Raw genomic sequence first — 13,387 nt, forward strand, 5'->3', positions numbered from 1 at the left:
AAATTAAAAACGATATACATTTAAAACATACTATTTATGAAAAAATCACAATTCATGAAGATATCCTTATTAGTTGGATTCTTCTCTCTCTTTTTTTATGGAATAACATTTGCTAACAAAGGCAATTATATTTCAATATCAAAACCAATAGCTAATACGCAAAATTCAAAAAAGTATTCGGAACAAAATTGTTTTCAATGCCATGATTGCAGTGGAAATGTTTCGAAAGAATATGAAATACTTCCTTCATTAAAATTACCAAAATTTGAAGATTCAAAAGAAAATCAAAAAATGAAGTCTTCTGTTGAATTTCAAGAAGAGCACTCTAAGCCAGAATTACAAGAATATTTTCAAGAAATTAAATACGAACTATGATGAAGAAAATAGTGTTTTTTTTGGCAGCAATTTTCGTAAGTTCATTTATGTTTTCACAAAGCACATTTGAATACGATGTTGTTCTTTCACCAAAAGTTGTTCCTGGTTTACCTGGTTTGCATTCTTATGCGTTTGCGCAACATAATGGTAAATGGTTAATTATTGGTGGAAGAAAAGATGGTTTGCACGCACGCCAACCTTTCAATGCTTTTCCAGAATCTCAGAACAATACGGATATTTATGTAGTAGATATAGCTACGTTACAATTTTGGTCAGCTTCTTTGAATGTTTTACCAATAGGAATTCGTGAGCAATTACAAGCTACGAATATGAATTTTTACCAAGATGGTACTAGTATGTATATTATTGGTGGTTATGCTTTTTCTGCAACTGCTAATGATCATATTACATTCGATAAGCTAACTTCAATTGATGTGCCTAATGTAATCACTGCAATAGTAAACGGAACTTCAATTACACCCTATTTTAAACAGATTTCAGATCCTGTTTTTGCTATTACAGGCGGTCAAATGGGTAAAATTGGTACTACTTTTTATTTGGTAGGCGGACATCGTTTTGATGGAAGATACAATCCAATGAATAATCCAACGTTTACGCAAACCTATTCTAGTCAAATTAGAAAGTTTACTATTGATAATTCGGGTTCACAATTGAGTTTTGCTAATTATGAAACGATAACCGATGCGGTTCACTTGCATCGACGCGATTATAATTTAGTTCCTCAGGTTTTTCCTGATGGCGAATTGGGTTACACGATTTCTTCCGGTGTTTTTCAAATTAATGCTGATTTGCCTTTTTTATATCCTGTTGATATTAAAACTTCAGGACATTTTCCACAAACGCATTTCAATCAGTATTTGAGTAACTATCACAGTGGAAAAGTTGGATTATATGACCAAACGGAAAATCGTATGCACAGCTTGTTTTTTGGCGGAATGAGTCAGTATTATTACCAAGACGGAAATTTAATTCAAGACAATACAGTTCCATTTGTAAAAACAATTAGTCGAGTTACAAGATTTTCTGATGGAAGTTTATTAGAGTACCAGTTACCAATAGAAATGCCAAACTTAAAAGGTTCTGGTGCCGAATTTATTCCTAATCAAAATTTACCACATTATTATCATGAAGTAATTAAGCTTTCCGAAATTACCGAAGATGAATTTGTAATTGGTCATTTATATGGGGGTATTTTGAGTTCGTCTCCATCTGCTTTTACCGATAATCAAACCAACTTAACTAGTGCGGATCCTTCGATTTATGAAATTAAGTTGGTTAAAAATCCACTTTTAAGTTCTCCAACAATTGACGGGAGAAATCCATTTGCTATGCAAGTAAATCCAAATCCAACTAGTGGGGATACTATACAAATTCAATTTACTATGCCGTATCAAACTACCATAAACTATATGGTTTCTACATTAGACGGTAAAATAATTGAGGAAGGAGAAATTGAAGATGGAATTATTGGTAAAAATACAATGGCATTTGAACTAAACAAAGCAAAAGGACAAATGGTTATTATTACATTTATTTTTGATCATAAATATTACATTTCGCAAAAAGTAATTAGAAAATAATTTTTTAATAAAAAATTAAGAAGCTGTTTCATAAAATTATTTATATTTGTTCCAGTAGTAAAAAATAAAACAACAATTTAAAATTACATACAATGAAAAAAATCACATCAATCTTAGCTGTAGCTGCTTTTATGTTGGCTATGAATGTAAATGCACAAGAGCCTAAAAAACAACCAGCTAAAAAAGAAACTGTAAAAACAGAACGTGCTGAGGTTAAAGAAGAGAAAAAATCTTGCTCAACTGAAGAGAAAAAATCTTGTGGTTCTGATGAGAAGAAAGCAGCTTGTTGCTCTTCTAAAAAAACAACAGAGAAAAAAGCAGAATAATATTCTGAATATATTTCAATCAAAAGCGTTCCGATTTTCGGAACGCTTTTTTTGTGTAACAAATGTTGCAGTAAAGTTTCGAAATACGCGATACATTTGTACATAACATTCGATGAGAAAGAATTGTTTTTAGTTTTATTGGTTAGTACAAAAGCGCTCTTGTAGCGCTTTTGTTTTTGTTACAAATGTTACGCTCCTATGTAACTCTTGTTACCAACCACGCATTTATCTTGAACTAAATTTGCTTCAAATAAATGAATGGTATGAACACTAAAATTCAATTTTCGCTAATCCTTATCAGTTTGTCTTTAGGCGCTTTTGCTCAAGACACGATTACCATTTCTAAAAACGAACTTTTAGAAAAAGTAACCGATAAGAATTTACAAATTAAAATTGCAGAAAAAACCTTAGCGGGTGCCAAAGCCGATTTTAACGAGTCCAATTCGTTGTTTCTTCCAAAAATCTCGGCATCGCATACGGCTATGATGACCACTAACCCGTTAATGGCTTTTGGTTCTAAACTGAATCAAGAAATTTTAACGCCAGCCGACTTCAATCCAGCCCTATTAAATGATCCAGATAAAACGGAAAATTACGCTACTCGAATTGAAGTCTTACAACCCCTAATTAATATCGATGGATTGTACGGAAGAAAAGCGGCTAAATCTAAAATGGAAGCTTTTGATTTACAACTAGAACGTACCAAAGAATATTTGGGATTGGAAGTCAGCAAAGCTTTCATGCAATTACAATTGGCCTATAAAGCAGTAGAAGTTTTAGAAAAAGCAAACACAACCGCTCAAGCTAATTTGAAACTAATCGAGAATTACAACAAACAAGGTTTACTACAAAAAACGGATTTACTAAGTGTGCAAGTTCGAGTGAATGAAGTGAAAAATCAATTGCAATATGCCAAAAGTAATGTACAAAACGCTTCCGATTATTTGGCTTTTTTACTGGATGAATCCAATGAAAATAAAGTCTATAAACCATTGGAAGTAATAGAAAATACGATTGAAATTTCCACTTTCGAAACTCAATTATCTGCCAATAGAAAAGATGTTTTGGCTATGGATAAATCGGTGGAAGCTTATGAGAAAATGGCAAAAATGAGCCAAATGAATTTCTTACCAAGACTAAATGCATTCGGAAGTTATGAAATGTATGACACCCAATTGTTTCAAACCGGAGCCAAAGGGTATACAATTGGCGCCCAATTATCTTGGGATATTTTCGACGGTTATAAATCCATTGGAAAATTCCAAAAAGCGAAAGCCGAATTCCAAAAAGCCGAAGTAGAAGCCAAACAATACAAAGCACAAAGCCAATTGGAATTAAATAAAACCAATCGCCAATTAACCGATGCTGAAAACAAAGTGAGTTTAACAAAATTAGCTCTAGAACAAGCGCAAGAAGCTTACCGAATAAGAGCCAATAGATTCCAAGAAGGTCTAGAAAAAACAACCGATTTATTACAATCTGAAACCTTGCAACAACAAAAAGAATTAGAATACCTGCAAGCGGTTTTTGAGTACAATTTCACTAAGAAATATTTAGAGTTTTTAACCAAGTAAAACAAAAATATCAAGACAAAAGATTTTAGAATCCATCACAAAAAAGAACATAAAATGAAAAAAATAGTTATCCCAATAATCGCTCTTTTAGTCGCTTCATGTGGAGGCGACAAACCAGAAGAAGTAAAAAAATCTAATCCAATTGCTGTAACCGTTAGTGCTGTAACAGAAAACAACAACGAGCCGTTCGTAACCGCAAGCGGAACTATCGAAGCTGAAAACAGTGCCAATTTAAGCACAAGAATGATGGGTCACGTTACGAAAATTCACGTAAAAGTGGGACAAAAAGTAATGCAAGGACAATTGTTAGTTAGTGTAAACAATACGGATTTACAAGCTAAAAAAGCACAAGTTGATGCTAGTATCATGCAAGCCCAAGCTGCTTTTAACAATGCTAAAAAAGATTACGATCGTTTTGTGAATTTATTTGCACAACAATCCGCTTCTCAAAAAGAATTAGACGATATGACTGTGCGCTACGAAATGGCTAAAGCTAATTTAGATGCTGCCAAACAAATGCGTAATGAAGTGGTAGCTCAGTTTGCTTATGTCAACTTAACCGCGCCATTTTCTGGTGTAGTGACCAATACTTTTGTAAAAGAAGGTGATATGGCAAATCCAGGAATGCCATTAATTAGCGTTGAAGGTGCTTCGGGTTATCAGGTAACGGCAAGAGTTTCTGAAAATGATATTGCTCAAATCCAAAATGGAATGGCAGTAACAGTGCTTTTGAAATCCAAAAATACCGAAATCAAAGGAAAAGTAGCTGAAGTGAGTTTGTCATCAAAAAACACAGGCGGACAATATTTAGTGAAAATCAATTTGGATAAAACCGATGCTAAAATTCTTCCAGGAATGTACACAACCGTGAAATTTCCAATTGAAAAAACAGCAAAAGTAACAACAGATAAAATTTTAATTCCAACAGAAATTATCTTCACTAATGGCGATTTAAAAGGAATTTACACCGTAAGCCAACAAAATACAGCTGTTCTGCGTTGGATTCGTTTAGGAAGAACTTTTGGAAATCAAACCGAAGTTTTATCGGGATTAAATGCCAATGAAAAATACATTCTTTCCGCAGATGGAAAATTGTTCAACGGTGCAAAAGTAAGTGTGAAGTAATAGTGTTCAGTAATCAGTTTGAAGTGTTCAGTAGAAGAAATTCTAAACACTTAAACTTTAAACTAAAAAAAATATGAAAGAAGGTTTAGCAGGCAAAATAGCCAAAAACTTCATCGGTTCTAAATTAACCATATTGCTCATGATTGTTTTCATGGTCGTAGGGGTTTACAGTTCCTTTTTAATTCCAAGGGAAGAAGAACCACAAATTGATGTTCCCATGGCCGATATTTTTATTGGTTATCCAGGTGCAAGTCCGGAGGAAGTGGAATCTCGTGTAATCAAACCACTAGAAAAATTAATTTCCAATATCAAAGGTGTGGAGTATGTGTATTCAACTTCTTCCAATGAAATGGGAATGGTGATTGTTCAATTTTATGTTGGTGAAGACATCGAGCGTTCGTATGTGAAAATGTACAATGAAATCTTCAAACACATGGATCAAATGCCAGCGGGCGTAACCATGCCATTAATCAAAACTAGAGCTATCGATGATGTGCCGATGTTAGGATTAACGCTTTGGAGTGAAAATTATGATGACTACCAATTACGTGCAATGGTAAATCAATTGTCAGACGAAATTGAAAAAATCAACGATGTTTCCATGACTACTAAAATTGGCGGAAGAAGTCGCGAATTGCGAGTAGTTTTGGATAAAGATAAAATGGCAGCTGCTGGTGTAGATTTCTTAGGAATTGCTGAAAAAATTAACGCTAGTAACCAACAATTAGGTGCCGGAACATTCAACAATCAAGATACAGAATTTACCGTTGAAACAGGAAGTTTCTTGCAATCGGTTGATGATGTGGAGAATTTAATTGTTGGCGTAAAACAAAACAATCCTATTTATTTAAAACAAGTAGCAAGTATTATTGACGGACCCGAATTGGCTAAAAATTATGTGTCATTCGGTTACGGTCAAGCCAATGAAAAAGCATCAACGTATCAATCAGAATATCCAGCGGTAACTTTAGCTTTTTCCAAACGAAAAGGTGCTGATGCCATGAAAATTTCGGAAGTAATTCTGAAAAAAGTGGAACATTTAAAACAAACGCTAATTCCAGCTGATGTTCATGTAGAAGTAACCCGAAATTACGGAGAAACTGCTTCTCATAAAGTATCTGAATTATTGATGCACTTAATTGGCGCTATTGTAGCAGTAACCATTGTGGTGATGTTGGCCATGGGTTGGCGAGGTGGTTTGGTAGTATTTTTATCCGTTCCAATTACATTCGCTTTAACACTTTTGAGTTATTATTTATTAGATTATACTTTAAACCGAATTACCCTTTTTGCCCTAGTATTCGTAACCGGAATTGTAGTAGATGATAGTATCATTATTGCCGAAAATATGCACCGTCATTTCAAAATGAAGCGACTGCCATTCAAACAAGCGGCTTTATATGCAATTAATGAAGTTGGAAACCCAACAATTTTAGCCACATTTACCGTAATTGCTTCGGTTTTACCTATGGCATTCGTAAGCGGATTGATGGGGCCATATATGAGTCCAATGCCAATTGGTGCTTCGATTGCTATGATTTTATCTTTGTTTGTGGCGTTGACGATTACACCGTATTTGGGCTACATTTTCTTACGTGAAAAAGACAAAAAAGGAGAAGAAGTAAAAGAAGAAGGCGAAGGAATTGAAGATACTAGAATTTACAAAATTTACAACAAATTTGAGCGTCCGTTGATTGAAAATGGCAAGAAAAGATGGTTGTTTTTAGGATTTACAGCATTCTTGTTGTTGGGTTCAATGGTGTTGTTTTTTACCAAATCGGTTATCGTAAAAATGTTGCCTTTTGATAATAAAAACGAATTCCAAGTGGTAATCGACATGCCAGAAGGTACGACTTTAGAACGAACAGCAGTGGTTACACAAGAAGTAGCTCAATATTTAGCCCAACGTTCAGAAGTGGTAAGTTACCAAAGTTACGTAGGTTCCTCAGCGCCAATCACGTTCAATGGTTTGGTTCGTCATTACGATTTGCGTGGCGGAAGCAATATGGCCGACATTCAAGTGAATATCAAAGATAAATCGGAACGAAGTGCTCAAAGTCACGACATTGCTAAATTATTACGACCTGATATTCAAAAAATTGGTGCGAAATATGGAGCCAATATCAAAATTGTTGAAGTGCCACCAGGACCACCAGTTTTATCTACTATTGTAGCCGAAATCTACGGACCTGATTATGCCAAACAAATTGAAGTGGCCAATGAAGTGCAAAATATTTTGAAAAACACGACTGATGTTGTCGATGTAGATTGGATGGTAGAAGATAATCAAGTGCAATTCAAATTTGATGTGGACAAAGAAAAAGCGATGTTGTATGGTATTGCGCCCCAACAAATAGCACATTCATTGAACTTAGCTTTAGGCGAAAGAGCGATTGCTAAAATCTATGATGAAAGCGCGACAAAAGCCGTTGGAATTGTGCTAACCTTAGACGAAGCAGAAAAATCAACAACTGCGGATTTATCCCAAATTCACATTGCTTCTGCGCAAGGACAAATGATTCCTATTGGCGATTTGGTTACCATAAAAGAAAATGTTCGTGAAAAAAGCATTTATCGTAAAAACCAAAAACGAGTAGTTTATGTAATGGCGGATATGGCGGGAACTTTGGAAAGTCCGGTTTATGCGATTTTGGGAATGGAAGAAAAATTAAAACAAATTCCACTACCAAAAGGATATGAAATCAACGAATTATACATCAACCAACCTGAATACGAAGATGACTACACCGTAAAGTGGGATGGCGAATGGCAAATTACATTGGAAGTCTTCCGTGATTTAGGAATTGCCTTCTTAGCTGTAATCTTCATCATTTACATCTTGATTGTAGGTTGGTTCCAAAATTTCAAAGCGCCAATCGTGATGATGGTTGCGATTCCACTTTCATTGGTAGGAATTGTGTTGGGTCACTGGATGATGGGTGCGTTTTTTACCGCAACGTCTTTCATTGGAATGATTGCATTGGCAGGAATTATGGTACGAAATTCAGTGTTGTTGATTGATTTTGTGAACATTCGTTTGGCAGATGGTATTCCATTAAAACAAGCGGTTATTGAAGCTGGCGCCGTTCGAACAACTCCCATTTTATTAACTGCCGGAACAGTAGTTATTGGTGCGTTTGTTATTCTTTTTGATCCAATTTTCCAAGGATTAGCCATTTCGTTGATGGGTGGAACCATTGTTTCTACTGTACTGACTTTATTGGTAGTGCCATTGGTATATTATATGATTGAAAAGAAAAATTATCCAGAAGCGGAAGAAAAATCGGAAGATGAAAATCAAGAAGAAACAACCAACTAAAAATTAAAAAGAGATGAAATTATTAATAGTAACCGCTGTTTCAGAATACCAAGAAGCTATTTTGAAACTCTTTAAAAAAGCCAATATTGAAGCCTTTAGCACATCAGAAATTGACGGATTCAAACAAAATCATGGTTTAATTGCGATGCAAAGTTGGTTTCCAACAGCCAATTCAGGAAATGAATCCGTGTTGTTTTTCACGTTTACTGATGAAGCTACTATTGACACTTTTTTTGAATTGGGCTATGAGTTCAATCAAAATTTAGAAACCAATAATCCCATTCGTGCTGTGGTGGTGCCAATTGAAAGAAGTTTATAACCTTTAAAAACTAGAAATATGATTAACAGAATAATTAGAGCCATTGCAGGAACTTTTATCATCTTGAGTGTGCTATTAGGAATGTATGTGAATGAAAATTGGTTTTGGTTTACCATTTTTGTGGGAGCCAATTTACTCCAATCGTCCTTTACCAAATGGTGTTTGATGGAGGATATTTTGAGAAAAGTATTTAAGATTAAGGATTAAATCAAGAGTCAGGTGAAAGCCTGGCTTTTTTATTTCTAATTATCTCAAAATACCACTTTGCGACTTTCCAACTTTATCTTATCTTTGCACTTCATTAAACAAAATCAAGATCATGTTTGATAATTTAAGCGAAAAACTAGACAAAGCATTTCATATATTAAAAGGTCACGGTAAAATTACAGATGTTAACGTTGCTGATACGCTGAAAGAAGTTCGTAGAGCCTTATTAGATGCCGACGTGAACTTTAAAATTGCTAAAGATTTTACTACTCGAGTAAAAGAAAAAGCTATTGGTGAAAACGTATTGACTACGTTACAACCAGGTCAATTGATGGTTAAAATCGTAAAAGACGAGTTGACTGAATTGATGGGTGGTGAAGCGGCTGGAATCAACTTATCAGGAAATCCTTCTGTGATATTGATGTCGGGTTTACAAGGTTCAGGTAAAACTACCTTCTCTGGAAAATTAGCAAATTATCTTAAAACGAAGAAAAACAAAAAACCTTTATTGGTAGCTTGTGATATTTATCGTCCAGCGGCAATTAATCAGTTGCATGTAGTTGGAGGGCAAATTGGTGTTGAGGTTTACTCAGAGCCAGAAAATAAAAATCCTGTTGTTATTGCTGAGAATGCTATCAAACATGCCAAAGCGAATGGTTTCAACGTGGTAATCATTGATACGGCTGGTCGTTTAGCAGTAGATGAGGAAATGATGACCGAAATCGCTAATGTTCACAAAGCAATTAAACCACATGAAACATTGTTTGTTGTGGATGCGATGACAGGTCAAGATGCTGTTAATACAGCAAAAGCGTTCAATGATAGATTGAATTTTGACGGAGTTATCTTAACCAAATTAGACGGTGATACTCGTGGTGGAGCCGCAATTACCATTAAATCTGTAGTGAACAAGCCAATTAAGTTTGTTGGTACAGGTGAGAAAATGGATGCTATCGATGTGTTCTACCCAAATCGTATGGCTGACAGAATCTTGGGAATGGGAGACGTTGTTTCCTTAGTAGAAAGAGCACAAGAGCAATACGACGAAGAAGAAGCAAGAAAATTACAAAAGAAAATTGCCAAAAACGAATTCGGTTTTGATGATTTCTTGACGCAAATTCAGCAAATCAAGAAAATGGGAAGCATGAAAGATTTGGTTGGCATGATTCCAGGCGCTGGAAAAGCATTAAAAGATGTTGAAATTGAAGATGATGCATTCAAACATGTTGAGGCTATAATCTTTTCCATGACTCCAGAAGAAAGAAGCAAACCTTCTGTTATTGACGTGAAACGTAAAAATAGAATTGCCAAAGGTTCAGGAAGAAAAATTGAAGAAGTTAACCAGTTGATGAAACAATTTGACCAAATGAGCAAAATGATGAAGATGATGCAAGGTGGAGGTGGTAAAAAAATGATGCAAATGATGCAAGGCATGAAAGGCATGCGATAACATGTAGAGACGCGATTCATCGCGTCTTTTTTTTAAATTTTTTAAAATTTAAAACGGTTGGATTTATTAAAATGAATTATTTTATTTTAATAAATCCAACCCCAAAAACCATAAACAACACAACAACAAAAAAAATGCAATTATTAGACGGAAAAAAAGTGTCGGAAGACATTAAGAATGAAATCGCTGCTGAGGTAGCTCAAATGAAAGCAAACGGTGAAAAAGTTCCTCATTTAGCAGCTATTATCGTGGGTAACGATGGTGCTAGTTTAACCTATGTTGGGAGCAAAGTAAAATCTTGCGAAAGAGTAGGATTTGAGTCCACATTGATTAAAATGCCAAGTACTACTTCAGAAACCGAGTTACTAAAGAAAATTAAAGAGCTGAACGAGAATGATGATATAGATGGTTTTATTGTTCAGTTGCCATTACCAAAGCAAATTGATACGCAAAAAATCATTATGGCTATTTGTCCAACCAAAGATGTAGATGGTTTCCATCCTGAGAATTTTGGTAAAATGGCATTAGATATGAGTACTTTTATACCTGCAACGCCTTTTGGAATTTTGGAATTATTAGAGCGTTACAACGTGGAAACCAAAGGAAAGCATACAGTTGTTATTGGAAGAAGTCACATAGTAGGAAGACCTATGAGTATTTTAATGGGAAGAAAAGGATTTCCTGGGAATTCAACCGTTACAGTAACGCATAGTCATTCTAAAAATATTAATCAAATTACTTCGCAGGCAGATATTATCATATCGGCATTAGGCGTTCCCAATTTCTTAAAGGCAGAAATGGTAAAAGATGATGTAGTTATTATTGATGTTGGTATTACAAGAGTTGTAGATGAAACCACTGAAAAAGGATATAAAATTGTGGGCGATGTTGATTTTGATAACGTATCTAAAAAAGCATCTTACATTACGCCGGTTCCTGGTGGAGTTGGACCAATGACAATTGCCATGTTATTGAAAAATACACTTTTAGCGAGAGAACGTAGAAGGATGATGGTTTAGTTTTTAAATCATTTATATAAAAAAAGCGTTGGATTTATTTCCAACGCTTTTTTTATGCTTTAGTTTTAGATTTTGATAATTGATTAAAATAATAAAAAGCAAAAATAATTCCTACCACAGCTAACCAGATCAATTTTGTGTTTATTGGTGCTGGTGGTGGGTCATCATCCGCAGGTGGATCTAAAGGGTCTGCATAGCTAATGAAGCTCACAAAAGCCATCATTAGTGTAGCATAAAATTTTAATAGGTTCGATTTCATCTTGATTTGGGGTTAAATTGAAATTCTATGCAATAATATTAAAAAATTACTTAGTACGGAAGTCAGAAGTGAAAAATAATTTTACACTTGGGTATTTCTGTTGCGTCATTTGTATAGAAAATTCGCTATCGGCTAAGAAAACCAATTGTCCGTATTTGTCATGACCTAAGAATTTTTGTTTTACTCTTTTAAATTCTGAGAACTCTTCGTTTTTAGGATCGTCGGCTTTTACCCAACAGGCTTTGTAAGCTGGAAAGTTTTCATACGTACATTTCGCTCCATATTCATGCTCTAAACGATATTGGATTACTTCATATTGTAAAGCTCCTACGGTTCCAATCACTTTTCTTCCGTTCATTTCTAAGGTAAACAACTGCGCCACTCCTTCGTCCATTAATTGATCTACTCCTTTTTCAAGTTGTTTTGCTTTCAATGGGTCCGCATTATTAATATAACGGAAATGCTCTGGAGAAAAACTCGGAATTCCTTTGTAATTCATTTTTTCCCCTTCGGTTAATGTATCTCCGATTTTAAAATTTCCAGTATCGTGTAGTCCAACAATATCTCCTGGATACGAAATATCTACAATTTCTTTCTTTTCAGCAAAAAAAGCATTCGGACTTGAAAATTTCAGGTTTTTTCCAAGTCGAACGTGTAAGTACGGTTTGTTGCGTTCAAAAGTTCCCGAAACCACTTTTACGAAAGCAATTCTGTCTCGGTGTTTTGGATCCATATTGGCGTGAATTTTAAAAACAAATCCGCTAAATTTTTCTTCATTTGGTGCTACTAAACGCGTATCTGATTCTTTTGGTCTTGGGGTTGGAGCAATTTCGATAAAACAATCCAATAATTCTCTTACTCCAAAATTATTCAATGCCGAACCAAAAAACACCGGTTGTAATTCCCCATTTAAGTATTCTTCTTGGTTGAATGGTGGATATACTTCTTCAATCAATTCCAACTCTTCACGTAATCTATTAGCCGGTTTTTCACCAATAATAGATTCTAATTCAGGATTGTTGATGTCATCAAAAGCAATTGTTTCTTCGATATTTTTTCTGCTATCTCCTTCAAAAAGATTGATGTTCTTTTCCCAGATATTATAAATTCCTTTAAAATCATATCCCATTCCTATTGGGAAACTTAAAGGCGTAACACGTAATTTTAATTTTTGTTCTACTTCATCTAATAAATCAAAAGCATCTTTTCCTTCACGGTCTAACTTGTTGATGAAAACTAGCATTGGAATGCTTCTCATTCGACAAACTTCTACTAATTTTTCCGTTTGTTCCTCAACTCCTTTTGCCACGTCGATTACCACAATAACACTGTCAACAGCAGTTAGGGTTCTAAACGTATCTTCAGCAAAATCTTTGTGTCCTGGCGTATCTAAGATGTTGATTTTTTTATCTTTATAAATAAAAGCTAAAACCGATGTAGCTACCGAAATTCCACGTTGGCGCTCAATTTCCATGAAATCGGAAGTGGCTCCTTTTTTGATTTTATTGCTCTTTACCGCTCCAGCTTCTTGGATAGCACCACCAAATAACAACAGTTTTTCTGTTAAGGTGGTTTTACCAGCATCGGGGTGTGAAATAATACCAAAGGTTCGTCTGCGTGCAATTTCTTTACTAAAACTCATGATTTTGTATTAAATGAGGCGCAAAATTAATGCAATTAATTAAGAATTAAAATCATTCTTAGGTCTCTTTTCTTTTTTTAAGTTGTTTTTTTAAATTATTCCAATGCAATTCTCTTGATTTATAGCAATGAATTACTATTTTTGTTGGTTGCAACCTAAAATTTATTTACA

General features: G+C 34.7%; 13 protein-coding genes. 10 read left to right on the forward strand and 3 right to left on the reverse strand.

The features are described from left to right. The first annotated feature begins 36 nt into the window (after positions 1 to 36). The 3 genes from DPN68_RS03350 to DPN68_RS03360 all read left to right on the forward strand — a co-directional run bounded on the left by DPN68_RS03350 (position 37) and on the right by DPN68_RS03360 (position 2,302). The gene (locus DPN68_RS03350; RefSeq protein WP_113988179.1) at positions 37 to 375 is read left to right on the forward strand and encodes a hypothetical protein; all 339 of its coding nucleotides are present in this window, start codon (positions 37 to 39) and stop codon (positions 373 to 375) included. Continuing rightward, positions 372 to 1,976 carry a hypothetical protein gene (locus tag DPN68_RS03355; RefSeq protein WP_239986998.1) on the forward strand — a complete coding sequence of 535 codons (1,605 nt, stop codon included), beginning with the start codon at positions 372 to 374 and terminating at the stop codon, positions 1,974 to 1,976. The genes DPN68_RS03350 and DPN68_RS03355 overlap by 4 nt, the downstream gene beginning before the upstream one ends. Positions 1,977 to 2,068: 92 nt before the next feature. Further along, complete coding sequence (locus DPN68_RS03360; protein ID WP_113988181.1) at positions 2,069 to 2,302, forward strand: DUF4148 domain-containing protein; 234 nt, start codon at positions 2,069 to 2,071, stop codon at positions 2,300 to 2,302. A 19-nt stretch (positions 2,303 to 2,321) separates the two neighbouring features. Here DPN68_RS03360 and DPN68_RS13375 read toward each other — a convergent pair whose 3' ends face one another. Next, on the reverse strand, positions 2,322 to 2,411 hold the full coding sequence (locus DPN68_RS13375) for a zinc-finger domain-containing protein (protein ID WP_394336418.1): 90 nt from the start codon (positions 2,409 to 2,411) through the stop codon (positions 2,322 to 2,324). Between the two features lie 154 nt (positions 2,412 to 2,565). On the opposite strand from DPN68_RS13375, the gene DPN68_RS03365 reads away from it, so the two are divergent. The 7 genes from DPN68_RS03365 (at position 2,566) to DPN68_RS03395 (ending at position 11,315) form a co-directional block, all read left to right on the forward strand. After that, on the forward strand, positions 2,566 to 3,876 hold the full coding sequence (locus DPN68_RS03365; RefSeq protein WP_239987000.1) for a TolC family protein: 1,311 nt from the start codon (positions 2,566 to 2,568) through the stop codon (positions 3,874 to 3,876). 54 nt (positions 3,877 to 3,930) lie between these two features. Further along, positions 3,931 to 5,001: an efflux RND transporter periplasmic adaptor subunit gene (locus tag DPN68_RS03370; RefSeq protein WP_113988183.1), complete on the forward strand. Its 1,071-nt coding sequence runs from the start codon at positions 3,931 to 3,933 to the stop codon at positions 4,999 to 5,001. 73 nt (positions 5,002 to 5,074) lie between these two features. Next, the gene (locus tag DPN68_RS03375) at positions 5,075 to 8,320 is read left to right on the forward strand and encodes an efflux RND transporter permease subunit (protein WP_113988184.1); all 3,246 of its coding nucleotides are present in this window, start codon (positions 5,075 to 5,077) and stop codon (positions 8,318 to 8,320) included. Positions 8,321 to 8,333: 13 nt separating this feature from the next. Next, complete coding sequence (locus tag DPN68_RS03380; RefSeq protein ID WP_113988185.1) at positions 8,334 to 8,639, forward strand: hypothetical protein; 306 nt, start codon at positions 8,334 to 8,336, stop codon at positions 8,637 to 8,639. A gap of 18 nt (positions 8,640 to 8,657) precedes the next feature. After that, on the forward strand, positions 8,658 to 8,846 hold the full coding sequence (locus DPN68_RS03385; protein WP_113988186.1) for a YgaP family membrane protein: 189 nt from the start codon (positions 8,658 to 8,660) through the stop codon (positions 8,844 to 8,846). A gap of 112 nt (positions 8,847 to 8,958) precedes the next feature. Then, positions 8,959 to 10,296 carry a signal recognition particle protein gene (ffh, locus tag DPN68_RS03390; protein ID WP_113988187.1) on the forward strand — a complete coding sequence of 446 codons (1,338 nt, stop codon included), beginning with the start codon at positions 8,959 to 8,961 and terminating at the stop codon, positions 10,294 to 10,296. Positions 10,297 to 10,430: 134 nt separating this feature from the next. After that, positions 10,431 to 11,315 (forward strand): bifunctional 5,10-methylenetetrahydrofolate dehydrogenase/5,10-methenyltetrahydrofolate cyclohydrolase, encoded by an 885-nt coding sequence (locus DPN68_RS03395; RefSeq protein WP_113988345.1) that lies wholly within the window; start codon positions 10,431 to 10,433, stop codon positions 11,313 to 11,315. Positions 11,316 to 11,367: 52 nt separating this feature from the next. Here DPN68_RS03395 and DPN68_RS03400 read toward each other — a convergent pair whose 3' ends face one another. Beyond that, positions 11,368 to 11,574, reverse strand: a complete 207-nt coding sequence (locus DPN68_RS03400) for a hypothetical protein (protein WP_113988188.1) — start codon at positions 11,572 to 11,574, stop codon at positions 11,368 to 11,370. 46 nt (positions 11,575 to 11,620) lie between these two features. Next, positions 11,621 to 13,216 carry a peptide chain release factor 3 gene (locus DPN68_RS03405; RefSeq protein ID WP_113988189.1) on the reverse strand — a complete coding sequence of 532 codons (1,596 nt, stop codon included), beginning with the start codon at positions 13,214 to 13,216 and terminating at the stop codon, positions 11,621 to 11,623. Positions 13,217 to 13,387 lie beyond the last annotated feature (171 nt).

It is taken from the genome of Flavobacterium tibetense, from assembly GCF_003293845.1.
Lineage (GTDB): Bacteria > Bacteroidota > Bacteroidia > Flavobacteriales > Flavobacteriaceae > Flavobacterium > Flavobacterium tibetense.

Excerpts from the sequence above, each read along its gene's own strand:
- DPN68_RS03350 (WP_113988179.1), top strand. The coding sequence starts at position 37 with ATGAAAAAATCACAATTCATGAAGATATCCTTATTAGTTGGATTCTTC.
- DPN68_RS03355 (WP_239986998.1), top strand. The coding sequence starts at position 372 with ATGATGAAGAAAATAGTGTTTTTTTTGGCAGCAATTTTCGTAAGTTCA.
- DPN68_RS03360 (WP_113988181.1), top strand. The coding sequence starts at position 2,069 with ATGAAAAAAATCACATCAATCTTAGCTGTAGCTGCTTTTATGTTGGCT.
- DPN68_RS13375 (WP_394336418.1), bottom strand. The coding sequence starts at position 2,411 with ATGTTATGTACAAATGTATCGCGTATTTCGAAACTTTACTGCAACATT.
- DPN68_RS03365 (WP_239987000.1), top strand. The coding sequence starts at position 2,566 with ATGAACACTAAAATTCAATTTTCGCTAATCCTTATCAGTTTGTCTTTA.
- DPN68_RS03370 (WP_113988183.1), top strand. The coding sequence starts at position 3,931 with ATGAAAAAAATAGTTATCCCAATAATCGCTCTTTTAGTCGCTTCATGT.
- DPN68_RS03375 (WP_113988184.1), top strand. The coding sequence starts at position 5,075 with ATGAAAGAAGGTTTAGCAGGCAAAATAGCCAAAAACTTCATCGGTTCT.
- DPN68_RS03380 (WP_113988185.1), top strand. The coding sequence starts at position 8,334 with ATGAAATTATTAATAGTAACCGCTGTTTCAGAATACCAAGAAGCTATT.
- DPN68_RS03385 (WP_113988186.1), top strand. The coding sequence starts at position 8,658 with ATGATTAACAGAATAATTAGAGCCATTGCAGGAACTTTTATCATCTTG.
- ffh (WP_113988187.1), top strand. The coding sequence starts at position 8,959 with ATGTTTGATAATTTAAGCGAAAAACTAGACAAAGCATTTCATATATTA.
- DPN68_RS03395 (WP_113988345.1), top strand. The coding sequence starts at position 10,431 with ATGCAATTATTAGACGGAAAAAAAGTGTCGGAAGACATTAAGAATGAA.
- DPN68_RS03400 (WP_113988188.1), bottom strand. The coding sequence starts at position 11,574 with ATGAAATCGAACCTATTAAAATTTTATGCTACACTAATGATGGCTTTT.
- DPN68_RS03405 (WP_113988189.1), bottom strand. The coding sequence starts at position 13,216 with ATGAGTTTTAGTAAAGAAATTGCACGCAGACGAACCTTTGGTATTATT.